We start from the raw sequence: 21,209 nt of genomic DNA on the forward strand, positions 1-21,209 counted from the left end.
GCGCCAAAGACATCAACCAAGCTTCGCGTGGAATCTGTCATGCGATAAAGGGCTGAAGATAGGCATCCAGATAAGCTTTGTGGGGGACCTCGATTGCGTTGGTCAACGTATCCAGATACGGCTGTTTATGGGTGAGCATCCAGTTGACTGACATGTTGGCCCGATAACAAAGTTCTGCATGCTCGAGCAGCATGGTTCTGCCATTGTCATTCAGGAATGGATGCCCATATGCAAACAGACCCCTGATGAAGCCAGTGCGAGTGGCGATTTGATTTTATCTTGGGCCCAACTCAGCCCTTCTGTGATGGCCCGGATGCAGTCTTTCGGATGGAAAAATACAGGGGCCCTTTCTTGATCGCGCTGTCAGGCAACAGGGGCGCTCGGTCTTTGCCTTCCCACGTATAAAGACCGCCACACAGAATTTGGTGAACTGCCAGAAAGTCTGCGTACGCTATGCTTTGTCTTGCTGCCAAATAACGCAGGGCAACAGGCAGTTGTGTACGGAGCAGTTCATGCTCGGCAATTTTGACAATCTCAAGATCTTTTTCTTGATCAAAGTTGCGCAGATAACCCCCAGTGGCAAAGTCGCCAAACGGATCAAACATGAGTCAAGTCTCGGTGATGAGCGACGACCAACTTGGTCATGTCACGAGGTGTGATCTTGCCCGCGCGTGCCAAGGCAACATGCATGTCATCAACGCGCTTACTCTTGACCTCATCCCCTGCGAGAAGGGTGAGGGATTGGGCCCAAAGGTCGGCGAAAGTGGGCACAAAAACGATGCCCGTGTTTGGCAAGCGCATAAACATAGCTTGCTGTTGAATCTTTGCGACTTGGTCGTGTCCGGTTGATTTTGGCTGCGTGCTGATTGGCTAGCTTGAGCAGCGCTTGTTTGAGCAGCGTTTGGCTACCCAGTCTCCGAACACTTTCTGGCTTGGCATAAATGCCAAGTCACAACTTGACCAGCCTGTAAATAATTGGGGAAATAAGTGCTGATAAGTGCTTGATTCATAGGGCTCCCAAAAAATGATCGACTGACGGGTAATAAGTGTCGAATTCGGGGGCGCAATTAGGGGCGCAGAATGTCTCTGCTGACTACACCAGAGCGTACGGGGAAATTAGGGTCGACGAGGGCGTTGAAATTGATGGGCTTGAGATATTCACCGGCAAGGTGCAAACCGGCATGGGAGTTGGGGTCTTAGAGGAGTTTCTTGATCATGAAAAAGATCATCCGATGGTCACTTACAGTGTGAAAAGTACATGACATATAAATTGTTGATTTCAATGATGAAACTCCACCATTTCAGAGATTAAATCACGGTTTCAGGTGTTTGCATTAATGCCTGGAATCAAACTCGAGTCTGCACCAGGAAAAATATTTAAGACGATTTATTATTGAAATGGTCATCAATAAATGTTAGCATTGCCCTCGTGGAACCCAAAGCCGTGTATCTCTCGAGTTGATGAATTGATAGCGCTAGCATTTGCCGCTGCTCTGCGGTGATAGGCCATTATCAAATGCATTGGTTTTATCCGATTCAAATGCCACAAACTAACTGATTGCGTTATCGGCATTCAGTTTTTTGATGCGTGCGACGAATAAGAATTTAATGGATATGTATTTGGGTATTATTTATTAGTAAATGATTAAAATGATTAAAATGATTAAATTCAAAGCAATCATTGCTTTAATTTTGATTGGTGGTTGTTTTTTTTCGTGGTGGTTATTGCGGCCAAATCTCCACGAAGAAAACGTGAGAGCCGACCATGAAACTTTAATTATTTCCTCATACGGAAAAATCCTGAACTTTAACTTGGAGAATAATAAAATTCAATGGCAATATCAATCGAAATTTAATTTAAGTGGCAATAGAAATTATTTTTCATTAAGTGATAATATATTGTTGCAGCCTTTTGAAAGCGGTGAATTAATCGCCTTTAACTTAAATACCGGTAAGATTTTATGGCAAGAACATATTTTTGGTGAAGGCAAAGGCATGGGATTTGCTGTTGCAACACCAGATGGAATTGATCCTGATTATGTCAATTCGCTAAAGCCACTCTTTATGACGCAGCCTTTGATGACCAAGGAAAACGTTTACATAACATCAACCAATCAACCTATGAGTACAAATATTCCAGCTTTGTACAGCTTTGGAAAAAACACAGGCACGATAAATTTCGTACAAGATTTGCCAACTGTTTTTAACTTTTTCAAGCCCGTAGAATTTAATGGTTTTATTTTTGTTAATTCTGCAGTGTTCTTAAATTTGTACGATAAAAAAAGTGGCGATCAAAAAAACTATGGAACTTATATTCTATCAACGGATGATGAGAATACTAAGCCCAATCAATTTTCCAATCCCATTTACGCACAAATGCTAAGCGATGGGCAATCTCTTTTTGTAGGGGATGAAAATGGTAAATTTTATGCATTAAAATTTGATGGAAATAATAATATATCGGGTGCCGTTACAAGTGATCCAGATAATACATTCATTAAAAATTCAAAATTATTTAAATGGAAATTTTCTGATGATGCTATTGGTTCGATACATGCGGATGGTCGCGCTCATTTATATAAAAATTATTTATTAACTGCAGTTAATTTGAGCGATAAAACAGAGCAAAGTATTATTGCGATCAATAAGAAAAATGGGAAATTAATTTGGAAAGCTGATCTGCAAGGGATCGATAAATGGGCGTTAATTGATGATAAAGTCATTGCAAGTAATAGGGGGGGAATTTACATTTTGGATATGGATGGAAAAATCACCGGCAACATAAAAATTCCCTCTGAATTTGCTGTAATTTCAAATATAGAAGTGGATAGAAATGGTGACTTTTATTTTGCGACTGAAAAAGGCATTGCAAAACTTGAAATGAAAACTCAAAAAATAAATATTATTTTACAACAAAATTTTATAAAAGATGAGCACGATTATTTTCAAATTAAATATTTAAAAAGAAATAGCGGTTCTTCTTTGTAGATCAATGTTTGTTTTATAGTAAAAAAAGAAATTCATTTTTTTATATCAATTGTTATGCTTTTTTCTAGTCATCTGTCGAACTTTCTAACATTACCAATAGCCTTGTCACTTTTCATCACATAGAGGCCGGCAGCATTGACATTTGCATCACCGAAATGCTGCCGAGTTCTTCACTATGAGTCGCTTTGTAACTGTTGACCGTGACAGCTCTTAACTTATTGCCACCGTCTGTGGATGAATGGATTCCTGCAAACCAGTTGGCCCGCTTCGTGGTCGAAGTCATTGACCCATTGGATTTGAGCGCACTTAGCCACCGAGTTCGACACCAAATCCCGATTTTTCGCCTTTTTGCGCCTTTGGCCTCAATAAAATCAAACACTTACAACTGATCTTTAGATTTTTCTGTAGTGGCAATATGGCATGCAATACGTATTGATCGATCATCTTGTCATGCACCCATCTATTTGCAGCACTTTGGGCCATGTTCACCAAGCTCACCAAGTCCGGCGGCCACACTTATGTCCAGTTGGTCGAGTCCTTTTGTGATGAGAATTCACGCCCCCGACTACGCACCGTTTGCACCCTTGTGCGCTTGGATGAAGTGGGCGGCCCGGTGGACGCTTTACTTAAAGGCTTGCTGCGCGCCAAAGGCATGCATGCCTCCATGGCCCAGCCCCAGCAGGGCCCCCACCACAATGCCGTTGATACGGATGAACTGTAAGTGGCGGCCCACACTGCGCTCCAGTTCATCAACCAGCTGACGGTCGTTCCAAGGCGACTTCATAGGTCAGAGCTTCAGCTTCGACAAGGGTTGCTTTGACGCACGCCACATGTCGGGCCTTAAGCCAACGACCTGCGAATTATTTGAGTTGATAGGCCCAGTTGATGACGGGTGGTGTCAAGGGTTGACTGATTTCTGAACTGGCATTGGCTTGCACAGACACGTTGCGAATACTTTGAACCGTTGTGTTCAGACCTGAGATCACACGTCCGAATACTGCGTAGCCGCCGCCATTGGTGTTCAGGAACACGTTGTCCACAACGTTGATGAAGAATTCGTGTGTGGCGCTGTTGAGCACATTGGTTCGTGCCATGGCAATGGTGCCAGCGGTATTGCTCAAGCCTGTTGTGGCCGTGGTTTCCAGCACAATGGCAGGGTAAGTGGTTCCAGGTTTGGCGTTGGAAGAACTGATGGGGACAGCCGTAAAACCCCCACCCTGAATCATGAAGTTTGAAATGACACGATGAAAAACGGTTTGGCTGTAATAGCCGTCGTTGACGTATTTGAGAAAGTTGGTGGTGGTGACGGGGGCTTTGGACGCCTCCAACTCCAGTACAAATTCACCTAGGTTTGTCGAGACGCAGACTGCGGGCAAACTGCTGGTCAGTGAGGCGTTGACGCCTGCTGTTGAACAAGCTCCTGCAACCCGATTGAACGCTGAGCTGATGTTGTTGGCCGCGTCTTTTGACCATGTGTAATAACGTGTGGGTGTGGTGGGTGTGGCAATGGTTTTAGAGGCTGCCGCTGTAAAGCAACTGTCGCTGGCAGTGGGGGCGGTGGATGAGGTTTTGAAGCAATATCCGGTCACACCTTGGTTGTCATTGGCGGATGCTGTCAGCGTGATTTGCCCGTTGTTGGGGGCGCTGGCGGTGACGCTGGTGATGGTGGGCACGGTTGTGTCCACGGGGAAGGGGACATTCAACGTGAAAGGCGTACTCACGTTGTTGGCGGCATCTTTGACCCAAACGAAATAGCTGTTGGGTGACGTTGGTGCAGCAATGATTTTGACGGTGGCAGAGCCAAAGCAGCTGTCCGAGGCAGCAGGAGTTAATGAGTCAGTTTTGAAGCAATATCCGGTCACGCCTTGGTTGTCGGTGGCGGATGCTGTCAGCAAGACTTGCCCATTGTTGGGCGCGCTGGCGGTGACGCTGGTGATGGTGGGCAACGTTGAGTCTTTGTCTTGGCCCCCGCCGCCGCCACAAGAAGCCAGCAGTGACATGATCATTAAGATATAAATAAATTTCATTTCATGCCTTTACAGGTAGTTTTCCAAAAAATCGAATAGTAAATTGTATGCATAGTAGCTAACAGGGATGTCATGCTGACTTCGCTCAGGTTCGGGTAAATACCCTCTGAATCCGGGTCAGTCACATAAGCGCTGAACAAAATAGCAGAAGACTTGTTGCCCGAGCTTGCCTTCATCATTGTGGAAAGAGGCTTGGTACAAAACTACCCAGCCAGTGCAGCCCATAAAACCCCAACCCCAGCACCGCCCCCACCAAGGTGCCGTTGATGCGGATGAACTGCAAATCACGACCTACGCTGCGTTCCAGTTCTTGAACCAGCTGCTTGTCGTCCCAGGCCTTGATCGTGTCGGCAATGTGCTTGGGGATGCCCTGGCTCAGCTGGTCAGCCAACTGCCCGGCCACTTGCTCAAAATAATGGTTCACCGATTGGCGCAGACCTTCATCGCTGGCGAGCCTTTGGCCCAGGCCTTGCAAGGCGCGTTCGGCGTGCCCAGCTAAGCTGGAATCGTCTGAGGCCAGATCGGCCATGAGCCGCGTTTTCACATCCGTCCAGACCGTGCCCAGAAAATCACGCACTTCTGGCGACTGCACCAGCCGGTCTTTGGTGTCGTTGAAGTCCTTTTGCAGTTCCGCGTCGGTGCGCAACTGGTCGATGTATTGGGCCACCCAGCGAGAGAAATCCTCGCGGTGCGGGTGCGCCGGGTTCGACAAGACTTCTTGCAAATAGCCCATCACCGCATCGCTCAATTTGTCGGCGGCAGATCGGCTCAAATCGGCGGCGGAATGCAGCGCATCCACAGCCCAGTGAATCTTGGGGTAATCCTTCTTGAGGAGTTCGTGGATCTGCTGGCCCAAAAACTCGCCCACCTGCGGGGCTTTCAGCAGGGCGGCAACTTTCTCGAGACCCATGTTCAGCACCTGCTGATGCCGGTTGTCCTTGGTCACCAAATCCAGGGCTTGGCCCAAAGTGCTGGCGGCGTTCCAGCGTTGCGCCTGCGTCGTCAGTGCATCGGTCAAGGCCAGGCGAATGGGGGCGTCGTCCAGGGTGTGCAGCGCATCCAGCAGCATCTGCCGCACGCCCTGCACAAAATGCTGCACCTGCATGGCTTGCTGCAACCAATCGCCCAAATGCTGGGCCACATTGAAATCCGCCAACTTGGCCAGCAACTTGTCGCGCTGCAAGAAATGTGCGTGCACAAACTCGGCCATGCTGTCGGCAATGCGCGCCTTGCTTTTGGGGATAATGGCCGTGTGGGGAATGGGGATGCCCAAAGGGTGGCGAAACAGCACCACCACGGCAAACCAATCGGCCATGCCGCCGACAGCCGCAGCCTCGGCCCCCGCCTTGACCCAGGCCCAATAGCCCGAAGCCCCCATGAACTCAGCCAGGGCCAGGAGTGTGAGGGCCAATAAGAGGAGAAGTGGGGGAAGAAGGGCTGGGTCCTGATGCTTCATGTGATTGAGCAGCTTGCTGGTGGGCGCGCCTGCGGCGACTGCAACCAATTGTCTTCATACTGAAGCTGGTGCCTGCCCTGCGAAACAGACCAGGTACCGACCTTCTCACCGTTCATCCACAGGACAAGGCGATTCATGGTGCTCACCACTGTGCAGTTTTCACGCCGGAGTCGGCTGAAGATCTGGGTGCCGACTTCGGCTGCAGCACCAACTCCACCCCCAATGCATTGAGGACGGAGAGCAACTTGGTCACACTCATATTGGCAGCATTGCGTTCGCTGGTGGAATACGTCTGCTGCGCGACGCCCAAACGCATCGCCATATCTTCCTGGGTCAAGCCAGCACTTTTTCTGAACCCGACAATGACGTGCTTGAGTTGATCAGGCGTTTGAATTGCGTAGCCGTTCATACAGCATCCAGTATGTATATGTGAGATACATATTATGTGCTGTAGATCTTGTTTACGCAAGATAGGCTGTTGGATGCTGCACGAAGCGCTGCAGGTGCATCGCCTGTCTCAGGCGCAAAACGTGCCAAGGTGGCTTGCTTGACGAGCTGCCTGCAGACATCGGTCTTGATGTAATGATCGATGAAGTTTTGCGCGGACAGATTGGTCATGTTCTTGATGCCGGCCATGTTCAATGCGTGCCTTTTGTAAACGGTGATGTGCAAGGTATCCGCTGCTGGAAAAGCCATGGTCGCAGACGATCGAATATAGGGATTCAGATTCTCTGGCTCCCATGTTTTAAGCGGTGAATGCAAGACGACTTCTTGTTTTTTGAATTCTGCGATCCATTCTTGCAAACCGACGTCTCGAATCGCTGATTTTATTTTCTCTTTATTTTCATTGATGATGCTCTTGATGAAATTGTCAGTGCAATACCATTTTTGAAAAAGTTGATTGATGTACCTTCTCTTCCTGTGCAGGTTCATGTGCGGTGAGACAAGTTCTTTAAAGGCCTCGGCGCCAATGACTGCTTGAATATCTTCATCCGAAAATGTACTGAATGAAGTGTGTATATCATTTGCGACAGATTGCTTGGCAAGCTCAATGCCATCTAGCAGGTCGAAAACTTCTCGCATTCGATCAAGTTTGGTTTGCTGCGATTCGTAAATTTTTGTGCAATGCTCACAAATGGCGTCAGCATGAATAAAATATCCATATTTGTGCGGCTCGGCGTGCGGTTGAGGAAATAATTCCAACAAAGAATTTTGCTGCTCAATCACCGCATCGCTGACCTGTATGACTTGTGCGCCGCCTTCATAGTCGATGCGGATTTCTTTATTGCAATCTGTGCAGTGATAAATCTTTCCTGCGACAAGCATGAATGACATAAAACTCCTTGCTTATTCAACCTTAATAATGACGGCGATTTTTCCTTCGTGGCACATCATGCCTTGTACGGAAAGGCGATCAGAAACTGACGCAAGGCCCCATGAAAGCAAGCCTTCCCCGATCATTCCCCCACGATTTTGGACTGATTCACGCAACAAACCCAATACGCCAAGTTTGGCCAGGTCAATCGTGATGACATTACTCTCCACACGCACACCGTCTTTGGCGTTTAACTTGCGAACCAATAGAGACGTGCCAAAAAATACAGAAAGAAGTCCGTCAACCCCACGCAACGCAATGCTTGCGTGGGCTGCCGAAATAGCTATGAAGTAACTAGTTCGCGCTGTCTGATTTGCTTCACCTGTCCATCAAACAGCTCGACTATAAGTTGTGTTGAGCAATCACGCTCCAAGAGCAATGATTTGGTATTGGTAAGTTGCGAAGTAGTGCTAGAGCCTGTCCGGCTTAGCTGATTTTGGACGTTTTTTACTTCCCTTGATACATCGTTCTTTCGTCCTTCTAACGTGTCGTCAGAGTTCCAAAAGGCTTTGAATTTACTCAAGTCAATTTGACTCTGTTTATCTATCGCTTGTTCGAGGTCTCCGAATTGTAGTAAGACTTGTTCGATGTCCTTGCGTCGCGCGACTTTGAGTGATTGCTCACCAGGATAGAGACTCAATACGTACCAGTTCAATGCGTGAGTCTTCACACACAAATCAAGGTCACTAATGATGTTGGAGAGCTTGTTGTATTTTTGAACGGTGTTTTTGTGAAGACTATCGGTGCCAAAGGTGTCTTCGTCTTTCGGGACTGCTCGCGTTTGGGTGCGGCATTCGGCTATCAGGTGATCTTGAATGGCAAGAAGTTCTCTTTCGCATGCCTCAAGCTCACCTCTAATTGCTGGTGAAAGTTCGCCTTGCGTGAGTACTTCGTAGGCCTGCTTTAGGTATCGATACGTCCCCTTAATCACCGAGCGTCGACCTTCGTCCAGAAATGTGCTTATGGCATCTACTGCTTCTTTCAATTCCGTAAGCTTTTGACTAATGTCAGCCAAGTGCTTTTGTGCAACGATCACAGATGCCAATTGCCAAACCGCAGTTGCATTAACCAGGTTACCTAAATCCGTTGTCTCAAAAAGTCGAGCATGCTCATTTATGCCACGGCCACTGGTAGTCATTGCTCTGAAACCATTGCCGTCAGCAGCCCTTAGCAACGGTCCATTAACCACAACCTCCATGAGTTGCTTGCCAGATTGGCTATGCGCCACTAACAGAGAAGGAGCTGCCTGCATTAAGGCTGATATCCGACTCGCAACCCCGAGAGATTGATTGACAACGGGTACGCTATCAAAAAAATTCATTTTTTCCAACGGAATTGGGCGTACGGTAACAGCAGCGTTTTGTATATCGGTGCCAAAAAAGATGGCAGACGGAAGTCCCTTTTGTGTCACTGTCGGCGACGGGTAGTTCACACCATCCTCTTTAACAGTAGCAAGCTCGTCCTGAAAGGTCTGCAGATTAGGTCGTTTTTTATTTCTTCGAGATTGAAGGAATAAACCGACTGCAACAAACACGAGTATTGCAGTGCAGCAGACGATAAAATTGATAGTTAATGTAGACATAAGCTTCACATTAAAGGTTGGGGTGGCGACTTGGGCACTGACGATCAGAGCGCCGTCTTACAAGCTTTTGTTAATGACTTGGCCGCCAACAAGTTTGCGGCCCTTAAAGTTGATTGCAGCCTTTTGGGCTTATTCAACTTTCAACAAGACCGAAATTTTTCCTTCGTGGCAATTCATGCCTTGTATGGAAAGGCGATCAGAAAATGACGCAAGGCCCCATGAAAGCAAGCCTTCCCCGATCATCCCTCCGCGATTATGGGCTGATTCACGCAACAAACCCAATACGCCAAGTTTGGCCAGGTCAATCGTGATGACATTACCCTCCACGCGCACACCGTCTTTGGCGTTTAACTTGCGAACCAATAGAGACGTGCCAAACAATGCAGACAGAAGTCCGTCAACCACACGCAATGCGACGCTTGCAAGGCGGTTTTCTGCATTCAGTTCAGGTTTGTCTTTGAGACGCAGTTCAATGCTCTGCGTATTGGCGTTGATCACAAAGCTTTGAATCTCGAAATTGGCGGTAACATTCAAATCGCCGAGCCCGGTTCCGAGTTTTGAGTAAGTTTCAAACCAAGCGTCGCGTAAAGTGACGGTGACCTCTTTCACGTCATTTTCATCACTGATTGCTTTGGCAATGGCAGCATTGATCGTATCTTGATTGATGGGGATGGAAATAGGTTTGGAAACCAGTTCACTGGCGGCTTTTTTGATGGAATTGAAAATGCTCATTTTGTGAATTTTGAATTGAATTTCAAGATGAATCAGAAATGGATGTCAATCATTTTTGTGCTAAGATTTTTAGAGATTGGTATCCGAAATGAAGTTTTTCTTATGATAATAAATAAATCAGAAATTAACCAATACAGTCAATTTCGTGGCACGCTTATTTTTCTCGATCGACTTCTGCGTCTTTTGAAATTCTGCTTTGCCTTCGTACAACTTACTCATTACCTGAAGTTTTACCTTTAAAGAATCATCAAAGATGCGATTCATATCTTTTGTGAAGTCAATCGACACTTTGTGAGAACTTAATTTATTCGTGGTGACCCGACGCATGTTGTAAATGTCCATAAACAGTGCTTCACGGCGCAGCCCGTACATATCCAGTATGCGGTCGGCCTCAGTTAGGTTTGCCTCTCCGCCTTGTGCTAATGTATTAAGCGCCATGATTGATTGTCTATTTTCATTAAACTTTTCAGAACTATCTTTTTTGAAGTCTCCTTCAGCGCCTCCGGCTGGAATAGATCCAGTTAAGTTCGCACTTAATGTGCGTTGCTTAGACTCCTCAATGTCAACCTGATCATCATTAAATACCTTAACTTCTTTTGCACCGAGGGCAATACATAATTGAGCAAACACACCAAATCGACGCGGCACCAACTCCTCGGAAAAATTATCAATTGGCACAAATTGATCAAAATATTGAGGACGTACCAAGACATTACCTGGCTGTAAATCACTCGGATTCACAATCTCAAATAAGCTTGCCAGCTCAGTCTTGTCGATTATTGGTAAGGAAATTACTTTGGTATCAATACTTGTATTGTTGAATGTATTGAAGTCGGTTATCGATGTGCTTTTGAGGTCTGTCATGAAACTCTGGTCAACCACCACGATCTTTTGAATGTGTTTATCAATCATTTTCAACCTTGTAACTATTAAAATACAAGAAAATTCGTACCATCCACGCTGGCTTGGCCAAAATTTTCACTAACTTTTTGAGGTCATGCTTAGCACTATCAGGCAATTGACGATCTAGATTATGTTCGATAGCCGCAAATGCTAATCCCCCCAAATTTTGCAAAGCGCTCAAGTTTTTGAAAATGAGCAATACAGGTGAGATGCGGCCAGCGACATCTAAAGTCGCGGGCTTTACGGTTATGATGAAATTGCCATTTTTGCGCCGTTGATAAAATATGCTATGGCCTATACGGCGGGGCGTTGTTTCAGCATAAGCGGCGTCAATTGTGTCGCGTACAAAGACGGCTTTACTGTCTGTAAAATCAATATTTATAGTACTCTTTCTATTTGAAGATAGCCACAAATATTCCGAATCACCACCATTATCTAAGGCCTGCGCATAAATATAGGCATGGCACTCATTTTCGAGCAAGGATGTCATTGACAATACTCCGTAAAAGTTGTTTGAAACTAACGTCATCGGTCAGGTTGGCGACATAAACGTAGCCAGCTACTTCCGTCGTAGACTCATAGAGTGCTCTGAATATCTCATCTTCCTGTAGCACGTTATTGACCTCCGACGCTTGGATATTTTTCCATTCAGATTCATCCACATGTGTGCCGATGATGTTGAGTCTTTTGCTTGTGGATGCCTTCAGCGCTTCTATAGTTTTGGTAATGTCCGAACGTACACGAGCAATATAGTGTGCGTCCTTGAGTTTTGCCAGATTTACCAAATAAAAAGCATGCTCAAAAGATTTGACGTAACTCAAAAAGTCAGAAAATCGATCTTGGGTGCCCGGTATATCTACGACTTTGGCCACCTTATAGGGCCCACCCTCCAAACTTGTGATCATTACGTCTTCATATACATTGGCTCCTGTCGTTCCCTCTTTTTTTCGACCCATGCCTTTCCCGATTCGCAGGCCCCTGACGAATGTAGTTTTTCCAGTGTCCGGTCGACCCCAAACAATGAATCTGGACAGATTTTTCCTCTTTTCTACCTCTTTGATCTTTTCTTCTTGAGCATTTTTTTTGTAACGCTTATAAGCTGCGTACGTGCCTGTACCGCCCAATGCAATAATTGCCGCGATTATTGGTAACATTTATTTACTCCATTTTAAATTAATGAATAATTTAGGTTGATTTAAAAAATGGTTTTTTGATGGTTCATTTACCTGAACAAGTTTTCACCTTGCCATCCGTTGTGTAAGCCACACTCACACCACTGTTGAATTGCAGATATTCGACGCCATCCACACAGGATTTGCTGAATCCTGTGACGCTGGCCAATTGATTGTCAAACCAGCCGCATCCTGTCACGGTGGCTGTGGCGATAAATATAAGAAGAAGTGTTTTCATAGTGTGTTGTTTCTGAATACAGGCTTAGTTGCTGGCTCGTCCGTGAAGGCGATCAATTTGGTCGTGTGTCCTTGATCGCTGCTTCAGGTTGGGCCGCTCCCTCCTGCTTGATGTAGCGTATGTAAGCACTCAAGCCCAGGGTGACCAGTGCACCGGCCACAAAGGTGATGGCGTTGGTGGCCAGGTGTTCGAGGGGGGATGCGTTGATGTTGTTCATTTCGTTCTCCTTAAAGTGTGGGTTCGTCTTGGGTTCGGGATCATCAGGGGCCACTGCGACAGGTTGTGTCGCTTGGCGTGATCAAGCCACTGCGTCTTTGTTTTGATTTATTGCTCATCGTTTTTCTTGCCCTTGGCAAAGTGCTTTTGCAGCAAATTGCCCACCAGCGCACCCAATGCAGCACCCGCTATGGGCATGAAGCCTGCGGCCACCATGGCGCCTGCGCCCCAGGCTTCCCGGCTCAGCGACTTCACGCTGACGCCCGAGTTTTCGCTCAGGGCGGCGCTGGCTTCGTCGGTCAGTTCCAGGATGTGGCTCGCTGTCACCTTCAGCCGTTCGGCCAGCAGGCGCAGTTGTTCGGTGCTCATGGCGCTTTCGCCTTTTTCCATCCGCGAATACGCCGAGGGCGTGATGCCCAGGGCTTCGGCCAGATCGGTTTGTTTGAGGCCGCTCTCGCCGCGCAAGCGTGCGATGACGGCGCCGAGTACGGCTTGGTGGGTGGTGACGTTTTGCAGGCTCATAAGTTTCAATGTTGCGTAATAGTGTACGTAAAATTTATCAATAATTCATACCAAGGTATTGTAAATTTAAAGAATAGTTGCATATGGTGCAAGTATGAGTCTGAAAAGTGACCAGGTTTGTGGTCATCGCTGGCTCATGCCTTCATTGCACAACTTGACACAAGAGAGGACAAAACATGACGACGATTGAACTGCATGCGCGTGCAAAACTGCTGGAGTTTCAGGCGCTGCTGGCCGCAGAGGATTGGCATTTCGAGCTGGACGAAGCGTCTGAGGAGTTGCGCGGCCCGATCAATGGCGATTGGGTGGCCTGGGGTGTTCGCGTGATCGCATCCGGCGTTCCAGACGATCAGTGGGTGCGCATCATCTGCACCTATCTGATCACGGTGCCCGAGGCGCGCCGCAGCGAGATGGCGCAGTTGTTGACGCGGCTGAACACGGACCTGAATCAGGGGCATTTTTTCATGCTGTTTGATTCGGGATGTGTTGGTTTTGATGTGGCCGTGCATTCGGTGGATGAGCCGATTAGCCGTGCCATGTTGTTGCGGGCGTTGTACCGCAGCTTGAGTTGCATCAATGATTTTTCAGAGGCGGTGCTGACCACGGCGTTTGGTCAGGTGTCGGCGCAGCAGGCTTACGACAAGGCCATGCAGGACGAGGCGCAAAAAGCGCTGTCATCGGTGATGCTGTGACTTTGCAATGAAGCAGGAGGTGTGACCATGGGTGTGTTGTTGGCCATCATCGGTGTCATCGTTGCGGGTGGTGTGATCTTGTCGGTTCTCGGGATGATTTTTGCGCTCAAGCTGGCCGCCTTTGTGGTGGCTGGCGTTATCTTTTTGCTGTTCCTCTTGAGTGCCGTGCTGGGCGAAGCACTTGGCATTTCCGGGCAGGTTCTGTTCTTTTTTTGTTTCTTGCCCTTGGCGGTGCTGTTCCTTGTGCGTTGGTTGAAGCAACAGAAAGAACTAGAGCAAGCAAGGCAACGCGAGGCTGAATTGGCGGCAAAAGCGGCACAAGCGGCAGCCGAGGCGGCACGCCAAGCGCAAGAAGAGTCCAAAAGGCTGCGCCGTCTTCAGCCTCTGAGCAAGCGGTTCGATCCGCTGCGCCGTTGGCTTGTTGAGAAGTTGAAAGATTGACGAGTTATTGATCTGGCCCTGTGAAGTCTGAGTCGTGTGTTGCCAGTTGGGAGGATTTTGTGGGAGCTTGCCAGCCAAGCGAAAAGCCTGTGGTCCACACGCGTCTGATCGCCAGCAGGGCTGGCTTCCACAAGGTGCAAGATTGAAGTCACCCTGCAGACTTGATAGGGCAGGATCAATAGGCGCGAAAGCGACGCTGAATACTGGCCATGGCAGCCAGTGGATTGAATTAGCCTTGGGTGGACTTCGGTCGCACGTCAATTTTCAGTCGGGGCGCATCGTTTTGCGGTGCGGCAGGCCAATGGGCGTGTTCGACGTTGGATGAGGCCACCATGCCCAGTTGTGGCGATCCGCAATCGTAAGAGCCCGTTGCGCTGGGCTTGTACATGTAGCACGCCAGGCGGCTCATGAGCTGCGAGAAGTATTGGCGAAGCATGTGAAGGCCTTTGGGGATGAAAATCAGTCAATAAACTGTGTATACAGTATGCGGCTTTTTATCCCCTGTGGCTTTATCGAAAACCCTTGATTTTCGTGGGATGTCAGCCGCTTTTGAGCGGTCAATCCATGGCGATCCGGCACAGGCTGGCGGATACGCAGCGCAGGCCGGGGCATGCGGTGCAGCTTCTACAATCCTTGGCTATGCTGTCAGACACCTTCCAGAACACTTCTTCCCCCTTGCTCGCCCAGCTCAACGAGGAGCAATACCGGGCCGTGGCCTTGCCCGCCGAGCATGCCTTGATCCTGGCGGGGGCGGGTTCGGGCAAGACGCGGGTGCTGACCACGCGCATCGCATGGCTGTTGCAGACCTCGCAGGTCTCACCCGGCGGCATTTTGGCAGTGACCTTCACCAACAAGGCGGCCAAAGAGATGAAGCTGCGCTTGCAGTCCATGCTGCCCGTCAACGTGAACGCCATGTGGATTGGCACCTTCCACGGACTGTGCAACCGGTTTTTGCGAGCGCATTACCAGCTGGCGGGCTTGCCGCAGACCTTTCAGATTCTGGACACTCAGGACCAGCTGTCGGCCATCAAGCGCCTGTGCAAGCAGTTCAATGTGGATGAAGACCGCTTTCCGCCCAAGCAGTTGCAGTATTTCATCTCGGGCTGCAAGGAAGACGGCCAGCGCCCCGGCGATGTGACGGTGCGCGACGACGAAACCCGCCGCAAGGTGGAGCTGTACCAGCTCTACGAAGAGCAATGCCAGCGCGAGGGCGTGGTCGATTTTGGCGAGCTGATGCTGCGCTCGTATGAGCTGCTGCGCGACAACGTGCATGTGCGTGAGCATTACCGCCGCCGCTTTCGCCATATTTTGGTGGACGAATTTCAGGACACCAACAAGCTGCAATACGCCTGGCTCAAGCTGCTGGTGGGCTTGCCGGGTGAGGGTAGTGAGGGTGCGATTTTGGCCGTGGGCGACGACGACCAAAGCATTTATGCCTTTCGGGGTGCACGCGTGGGCAACATGGCCGACTTTGTGCGGGAGTTCCAGGTGCAGCACCAGATCAAGCTCGAGCAGAACTACCGCAGCTACAGCAATATTCTGGATTCGGCCAACCATCTGATCAGTCACAACAAAACCCGGCTGGGCAAAACCTTGCGCACGACCCAAGGCGCGGGCGAGCCGGTGCGGGTGGTGGAGTCGCCGTCTGACTTTGCCGAGGCGCAGTGGCTGGTGGAAGAGCTGCGCCAGTTGGTCAAACAAGACGGTTTTGAGCGTAAGGAAGTGGCCCTGCTGTACCGCAGCAACGCGCAAAGCCGGGTGCTGGAAACCGCGCTGTTCAATGCCGGTTTCCCCTACCGCGTGTACGGCGGTTTGCGCTTTTTTGAACGTGCCGAGATCAAGCATGCGCTGGCTTATTTGCGCCTGATGGAGAACCCCAACGACGACACCAGCTTTTTGCGGGTGGTCAACTTTCCGCCGCGTGGCATCGGGGCGCGCAGCATCGAGCAATTGCAAGACGCGGCACGCGTCGCAGGCTGCTCGCTACACGACGCGGTGAGCGCCACCACCGGCAAGGCCGGGGCCAATCTGGCCGCCTTTGTGGCCATGATCGATGTGCTGCGCGAGCAGACCGAAGGCATGACGCTGCGCGAGATCATCGATTTGGTGCTGGACAAGACCGGCTTGGTCAACCACTACCGCGCCGAAAAAGAAGGTGCCGACCGGGTGGAGAACTTGGAAGAATTGGTCAACGCCGCCGAGAGTTTTGTGACACAAGAAGGCTTTGGCCGCAGTGCGGTGGCTTTGCCCCAGGCCTTGTCTCAAAGCCCGGCCAGCCAGGGGCTGAACATGAACGTCACTGCGAGCGAAGCGCGGCAGTCCATTTCTGAATCGCCACGGCTCTTCGGTTCTCGCGAAGACGGAGACGATGTCAACGAATTCAGCGAAGACGGCGTGATCATGAGCCCCTTGGCGGCATTCCTCACCCATGCTTCATTAGAAGCGGGTGACAACCAAGCACAAGCGGGCGAGGACGCGGTACAACTGATGACGGTGCACGCCAGCAAGGGCCTGGAGTTTGACGCGGTGTTCATCACGGGCCTGGAAGAAGGCTTGTTTCCGCACGAGAACGCCATGAACGATTTTGATGGGCTGGAGGAAGAGCGCCGCCTGATGTATGTGGCCATCACCCGCGCCCGCAAGCGCTTATACCTGAGCCATTCGCAAACGCGCATGCTGCACGGCCAGACCCGCTACAACCTGAAAAGCCGCTTTCTGGAAGAGCTGCCCGAAGAGTGTTTGAAGTGGGTAACGCCCAAGAACGCAGGCTTTTCCAACCTGGGCTCGTCCAGTGGTGGTGGCTTTGGCGGGGGCGGTGCATGGGGGCAAACACCGGCCCAAAACCGCCATGCCCGCCCGGCCTGGGGCCAAAGCAGCCTGAGCACCGAAACCTACAAAAGCCCGCCCTTGCCGGTGCAAAAAGCCGAGCCCGAGCACGGCATCAGCGCAGGCAAAAATGTGTTCCACAACAAGTTTGGCGAAGGCAAGGTGCTGGCTGTGGAAGGCACGGGCACCGATGCCCGTGCGCAGGTCAACTTTCCGCGCCACGGCGTGAAATGGCTGGCGCTGAGCGTGGCCAAACTCACGGTGGTGTAAGGCAAGGCCTGCTGGTTTGCAGGCCATCGCTTGCAGGCAAGCGCCTACAAAAATACCTTCTGGCTTGAATGTGCAGGTTGGCCTTCAGGCCTCAATATTTCGGAATGCCTTCGGACCTGAATTTGTACGAGCCAGCCCTGCTGGCGATAGCCCGGCGACCCCGGTTCGTCGAACGCCAGACTGAACGACAATCTTCATTTTTGAAAACTTGGAAAGCCCTCATGAAAATCACCAAAGACACCGTCGTCACCATGCACCACAAAGTGGTGAATGCCCAGGGCCAGTTGCTCGACAAGACACAAGAACCCACGGCATACCTGCACGGTGGCTACGACAACACCTTCCCCAAAATTGAAGAAGCCCTGGAAGGTCAGGAAGTGGGCTTCACCACCACGCTGAAGCTGGCCCCAGCCGATGCCTTTGGTGAGCGCGACGAGAGTTTGGTGCAAACCATCTCCAAAAGCGACTTCCCGCCCGGCGTCAAAGTGGGCGGTCAGCTGCGCGGTCGCGCAGACGATGGTCAAGAGCATGTGTTCACCGTGGCCAAGATCAAAGGCGACAAAGTCATTCTGGACGGTAACCATCCCTGGGCGGGGCAGCACCTGACCTTGACGCTGACGGTGCAAGAAGTGCGCGCCGCCTCGGCCGAAGAAGTGACCCACCGCCACGCCCACGGCGCGCACGGACACCACCATTGAGGCGACAGCGTCAGGCGCTTCGAGTGCCGACCCCGCGTAGGAACCGTGAAGCGAACACGGCGAGATGCCTTGTGCAGGTCGGTGGTCGAAGACCCCGACGGCGGGGCGTGAAGAGGCAAAGCGCTTGTGCGAGTGGTTGCGTTGAGGCGAAAAATGTCGGACTCTTCGAGTGCCGACCTACGCGTACGAAACTCAAGCGAACACGGCGAGATGCCTTGTGCAGGTCGGCGGTCGAAGACCCCGACGGTGGGGCGTGGTGAGGCAATGCGCTGATGCGAGTGGTGGCGGTCAAGCGAAGACATGTCGGACTCTTCGAGTGCCGACCTACGCGTACGAAACTCAAGCGAATACGGGGAGATGCCTTGTGCAGGTCGGCGGTCGAAGACCCCGACGGCGGGGCGTGGTGAGACAAAGCGCTCGTGCGTGTGGTGGCGGTGCATGTGCAAAGGTCAGGCGCTTGGAGTGCCGAGCTTTGCAGTTCAAGAGTTGGGCCGCTTGGGCGTTATGCTTGCAGCTTTGCCTGATTGCCTGGACGTTTTCATGCCTCAAAACACCTTGCCACCGCCGCTGACCGCCCCTGACCAACTCGATGCCACTTTGTCGGCCCAGGGCTTTGCCGTGTTGAGTGCGGCCAGTGTGTGTGCTTTGGCAGGGGTATCCGCCGCTGATTTGCAGGCGCTGGAGCCCAGCTGGAACGATTTGCCGCCGGACCAGTACCTCAAGGACGGCGGCCGCTATCGCCGTAGGCGTCATGCCAGTTTTGAGGTCACCTCAGAGGCCCTGCAGTCGATGCCTCACCGTGCGCATTGGCAGCCCTTGTCTTACAACGCCTTGCATGGCGGCATGCAGCGCTGGTTTGAGCCCATGGCGCAAGAGGTGGTGCAGCAAGCGGCCTGGTCGGCGCTGCTGCGCTGGCTGGCCCGTGTGGCTTCTGCGGCCCAAGGGCAGCAGACGTGGTTCACCGAGGCGCACCAGTTTCGCATCGACACCACCGACGGCATTGGCCGCCCCACACCCGAGGGCGCGCACCGCGATGGCGTGAATTGGGTGGCCGTGTTTCTGATTGGCAGGCACGGCATCAAAGGGGGCGAGACCCGTGTGTTTGACATGGACAGCCCACGCGGCCAGCGTTTCACGCTTGGCGAGTCTTGGTCGCTGCTCTTGATGGACGATACCCGTGTGATCCACGAAACCACGCCGATTCAGCCTGAGCAGGCGGGCGGTTGGCGTGACACGCTGGTGGTCACGCTGCGCTCGGGCAGTTTTCTGGACGAACCCAGCGCCAAGGCTTGATCTGCCCGGGCTGAAGCCGCCGACCTACAACAGCCCCCGCAGGTCGTCACCGCCAGGTCCGACATGGTTTGCTTTGGCGCATGCTCATGTCGGGGCTGAAGCCGCCGACCTACAACAGCCTCCGCAGGTCGGCACCGCCAGGTCCGACATGGTTTGCTTTGGCGCAGGCTCATGTCGGGGCTGAAGCCGCCGACCTGCAACAGCCCCCGCAGGTCGGCACCGTCAGGTCCGACATGGTTTGCTTTGGCGCAGGCTCATGTCGGGGCTGAAGCCGCCGACCTACAACAGCCTCCGCAGGTCGTCACCGCCAGGTCCGACATGGTTTGCTTTGGCGCAGGCTCATGTCGGGGCTGAAGCCGCCGACCTGCAACAGCCCCCGTAGGTCGGCACCGTCAGGTCCGACATGGTTGGCTTTGGCGCAGGCTCATGTCGGGGCTGAAGCCGCCGACCTGCAACAGCCCCCGTAGGTCGGCACCGCCAGGTCCGACATGGTTGGCTTTGGCGCAGGCTCATGTCGGGGCTGAAGCCGCCGACCTACAACAGCCCACGTAGGTCGGCACCTTCAGGTCCGACAGGTTTTACATGCGCTCAAAAATCGCAGCAATGCCCTGGCCGCCGCCGATGCACATGGTGACCAGTGCATAGCGGCCGTTCACGCGCTGCAACTCGTACAGGGCTTTCACGGTGATCAGCGTGCCGGTGGCACCGATGGGGTGGCCCAGCGAAATGCCCGAGCCATTGGGGTTGACTTTGGCGGGGTCCAGGCCCAGTTCGCGGGTCACGGCGCAGGCTTGGGCAGCAAAGGCTTCGTTGGCTTCGATCACGTCCAGGTCATTGACTGTCAGGCCCGTTTTCTTGAGCACGGCGTGCGTGGCCGAAATGGGGCCCACGCCCATGATCTTGGGGTCCAGGCCGGTGTGGGCATAACCGACCAGGCGCGCCATGGGCTGGGCACCACGGGCCTTGGCGGCACCGGCTTCCATCAAGACCACAGCGGCTGCCGCGTCGTTGATGCCCGAAGCATTGCCAGCGGTCACGGTGCCGTTTTCTTTCACGAACACGGGCTTGAGCTTGGCCATGTCTTCGAGCTTGCAGCCGGGGCGGAAATGTTCGTCAGTGGCGTAGGCCACTTCGCCTTTTTTGCTTTTGAGCATGACGGGCAGGATCTGGTCTTTGAAGTAACCGGCTGCCGTGGCGCGTTCGGCGCGGTTGTGGCTTTCCACAGCCAGCGCGTCCTGCATCTCGCGGGTGATGCCGTATTTGGCGGCCACGTTTTCAGCCGTCACGCCCATGTGGATGGTGTGGAAGGGGTCGTGCAGGGCACCGACCACCATGTCGACCATCTTGGTGTCTCCCATGCGGGCGCCCCAGCGGGCAGACAGCGAAGCGTAGGGGCCACGGCTCATGTTTTCAGCGCCGCCGCCAATGGCGATGTCGCAGTCACCCAGCAAGATGGACTGGCTGGCGCTGACGATGGCCTGCAGGCCCGAGCCGCACAGGCGGTTCACGTTGAATGCCGGGGTGCCATCGGCGCAGCCGCCGTTGATGGCTGCCACGCGCGACAAATACATGTCTTTGGGCTCGGTGTTGACCACATGGCCAAACACCACATGGCCCACGTCTTTGCCTTCTGTCCCTGCCCGCGAGAGGGCTTCGCGCACAACTTGCGCGGCCAGCTCGGTGGGGGCGATGTCCTTCAGGCTGCCGCCATAGGTACCAATGGCGGTGCGCACACCGCTGACAACAACAACTTCACGGCTCATGGGAAAGGTCTCCAG

General features: G+C 51.8%; 23 protein-coding genes and 1 pseudogene. 7 read left to right on the forward strand and 17 right to left on the reverse strand.

Features of this window, described 5'->3' with window-relative positions; genetic code table 11:
* Nucleotides 1-290 precede the first annotated feature (290 nt).
* Nucleotides 291-605 (reverse strand): hypothetical protein, encoded by a 315-nt coding sequence (locus H663_RS30300; protein WP_083451245.1) that lies wholly within the window; start codon nt 603-605, stop codon nt 291-293.
* Between the two features lie 1,054 nt (nt 606-1,659).
* Between H663_RS30300 and H663_RS30315 the strand changes: the two genes are divergently transcribed.
* Together H663_RS30315 and H663_RS42505 are read left to right on the forward strand one after the other, a co-directional pair.
* Entirely contained in the window at nt 1,660-2,988 is a 1,329-nt protein-coding gene (locus H663_RS30315; protein WP_165803896.1) for a PQQ-binding-like beta-propeller repeat protein, read from the forward strand.
* A 175-nt stretch (nt 2,989-3,163) separates the two neighbouring features.
* Nucleotides 3,164-3,305 (forward strand): annotated as a pseudogene (locus tag H663_RS42505) (IS5/IS1182 family transposase); the annotation flags it as partial.
* Between the two features lie 305 nt (nt 3,306-3,610).
* On the opposite strand, the gene H663_RS41595 reads toward H663_RS42505, so the two are convergent.
* From H663_RS41595 to H663_RS30380, 14 genes are all read right to left on the reverse strand, one after another.
* The gene (locus H663_RS41595; protein ID WP_165803897.1) at nt 3,611-3,772 is read right to left on the reverse strand and encodes a DUF445 family protein; all 162 of its coding nucleotides are present in this window, start codon (nt 3,770-3,772) and stop codon (nt 3,611-3,613) included.
* A gap of 76 nt (nt 3,773-3,848) precedes the next feature.
* A complete protein-coding gene (locus tag H663_RS30325) occupies nt 3,849-4,988 on the reverse strand; it encodes a peptidylprolyl isomerase (protein WP_083451356.1) in 1,140 nt (379 codons plus the stop codon).
* Nucleotides 4,989-5,190: 202 nt separating this feature from the next.
* The gene (locus H663_RS30335; RefSeq protein ID WP_053174144.1) at nt 5,191-6,426 is read right to left on the reverse strand and encodes a DUF445 domain-containing protein; all 1,236 of its coding nucleotides are present in this window, start codon (nt 6,424-6,426) and stop codon (nt 5,191-5,193) included.
* Between the two features lie 187 nt (nt 6,427-6,613).
* Nucleotides 6,614-6,880 (reverse strand): helix-turn-helix domain-containing protein, encoded by a 267-nt coding sequence (locus H663_RS30340; RefSeq protein WP_053174146.1) that lies wholly within the window; start codon nt 6,878-6,880, stop codon nt 6,614-6,616.
* 32 nt (nt 6,881-6,912) lie between these two features.
* Nucleotides 6,913-7,806 (reverse strand): hypothetical protein, encoded by an 894-nt coding sequence (locus H663_RS30345; RefSeq protein ID WP_053174148.1) that lies wholly within the window; start codon nt 7,804-7,806, stop codon nt 6,913-6,915.
* Nucleotides 7,807-7,818: 12 nt separating this feature from the next.
* Nucleotides 7,819-8,100 (reverse strand): hypothetical protein, encoded by a 282-nt coding sequence (locus tag H663_RS30350; RefSeq protein ID WP_053174150.1) that lies wholly within the window; start codon nt 8,098-8,100, stop codon nt 7,819-7,821.
* A gap of 29 nt (nt 8,101-8,129) precedes the next feature.
* Nucleotides 8,130-9,428, reverse strand: coding sequence for a hypothetical protein (locus H663_RS30355; RefSeq protein ID WP_053174152.1), 1,299 nt, complete (start codon nt 9,426-9,428; stop codon nt 8,130-8,132).
* Between the two features lie 129 nt (nt 9,429-9,557).
* Nucleotides 9,558-10,160: a hypothetical protein gene (locus tag H663_RS30360; protein ID WP_053174154.1), complete on the reverse strand. Its 603-nt coding sequence runs from the start codon at nt 10,158-10,160 to the stop codon at nt 9,558-9,560.
* Nucleotides 10,161-10,277: 117 nt separating this feature from the next.
* Nucleotides 10,278-11,072: a hypothetical protein gene (locus H663_RS30365; RefSeq protein WP_053174156.1), complete on the reverse strand. Its 795-nt coding sequence runs from the start codon at nt 11,070-11,072 to the stop codon at nt 10,278-10,280.
* Nucleotides 11,065-11,553 carry a hypothetical protein gene (locus H663_RS30370; protein WP_053174158.1) on the reverse strand — a complete coding sequence of 163 codons (489 nt, stop codon included), beginning with the start codon at nt 11,551-11,553 and terminating at the stop codon, nt 11,065-11,067. The genes H663_RS30365 and H663_RS30370 overlap by 8 nt, the downstream gene beginning before the upstream one ends.
* Entirely contained in the window at nt 11,531-12,217 is a 687-nt protein-coding gene (locus H663_RS30375) for a GTPase (protein WP_053174160.1), read from the reverse strand. Before H663_RS30375 ends, H663_RS30370 begins: the two co-directional genes overlap by 23 nt.
* Nucleotides 12,218-12,281: 64 nt before the next feature.
* Nucleotides 12,282-12,473: a hypothetical protein gene (locus tag H663_RS41315; RefSeq protein WP_133240003.1), complete on the reverse strand. Its 192-nt coding sequence runs from the start codon at nt 12,471-12,473 to the stop codon at nt 12,282-12,284.
* 52 nt (nt 12,474-12,525) lie between these two features.
* Nucleotides 12,526-12,690 carry a hypothetical protein gene (locus H663_RS41600; RefSeq protein ID WP_165803898.1) on the reverse strand — a complete coding sequence of 55 codons (165 nt, stop codon included), beginning with the start codon at nt 12,688-12,690 and terminating at the stop codon, nt 12,526-12,528.
* Nucleotides 12,691-12,797: 107 nt separating this feature from the next.
* Nucleotides 12,798-13,211 carry a helix-turn-helix domain-containing protein gene (locus tag H663_RS30380; RefSeq protein WP_053174162.1) on the reverse strand — a complete coding sequence of 138 codons (414 nt, stop codon included), beginning with the start codon at nt 13,209-13,211 and terminating at the stop codon, nt 12,798-12,800.
* 176 nt (nt 13,212-13,387) lie between these two features.
* On the opposite strand from H663_RS30380, the gene H663_RS30385 reads away from it, so the two are divergent.
* On the forward strand, nt 13,388-13,903 hold the full coding sequence (locus H663_RS30385) for a YbjN domain-containing protein (protein ID WP_053174164.1): 516 nt from the start codon (nt 13,388-13,390) through the stop codon (nt 13,901-13,903).
* A gap of 27 nt (nt 13,904-13,930) precedes the next feature.
* On the forward strand, nt 13,931-14,344 hold the full coding sequence (locus tag H663_RS30390; protein WP_053174166.1) for a hypothetical protein: 414 nt from the start codon (nt 13,931-13,933) through the stop codon (nt 14,342-14,344).
* Between the two features lie 229 nt (nt 14,345-14,573).
* Here the strand turns inward: H663_RS30390 and H663_RS30395 are convergent, their stop codons facing one another.
* Nucleotides 14,574-14,780 (reverse strand): hypothetical protein, encoded by a 207-nt coding sequence (locus H663_RS30395; RefSeq protein WP_053174168.1) that lies wholly within the window; start codon nt 14,778-14,780, stop codon nt 14,574-14,576.
* Nucleotides 14,781-14,983: 203 nt separating this feature from the next.
* Here H663_RS30395 and H663_RS30400 point away from each other — a divergent pair, with 203 nt between their 5' ends.
* From H663_RS30400 to H663_RS30410, 3 genes are all read left to right on the forward strand, one after another.
* Entirely contained in the window at nt 14,984-17,440 is a 2,457-nt protein-coding gene (locus tag H663_RS30400) for a UvrD-helicase domain-containing protein (protein ID WP_053174169.1), read from the forward strand.
* A 221-nt stretch (nt 17,441-17,661) separates the two neighbouring features.
* Entirely contained in the window at nt 17,662-18,138 is a 477-nt protein-coding gene (locus tag H663_RS30405; RefSeq protein ID WP_053174170.1) for an FKBP-type peptidyl-prolyl cis-trans isomerase, read from the forward strand.
* Between the two features lie 540 nt (nt 18,139-18,678).
* The gene (locus tag H663_RS30410; RefSeq protein ID WP_053176760.1) at nt 18,679-19,431 is read left to right on the forward strand and encodes a 2OG-Fe dioxygenase family protein; all 753 of its coding nucleotides are present in this window, start codon (nt 18,679-18,681) and stop codon (nt 19,429-19,431) included.
* A gap of 578 nt (nt 19,432-20,009) precedes the next feature.
* Here the strand turns inward: H663_RS30410 and bktB are convergent.
* Nucleotides 20,010-21,194 carry a beta-ketothiolase BktB gene (gene bktB / locus H663_RS30415; RefSeq protein ID WP_053174171.1) on the reverse strand — a complete coding sequence of 395 codons (1,185 nt, stop codon included), beginning with the start codon at nt 21,192-21,194 and terminating at the stop codon, nt 20,010-20,012.
* Nucleotides 21,195-21,209 lie beyond the last annotated feature (15 nt).

The organism is Limnohabitans planktonicus II-D5, from assembly GCF_001270065.2.
Lineage (GTDB): Bacteria > Pseudomonadota > Gammaproteobacteria > Burkholderiales > Burkholderiaceae_C > Limnohabitans_A > Limnohabitans_A planktonicus.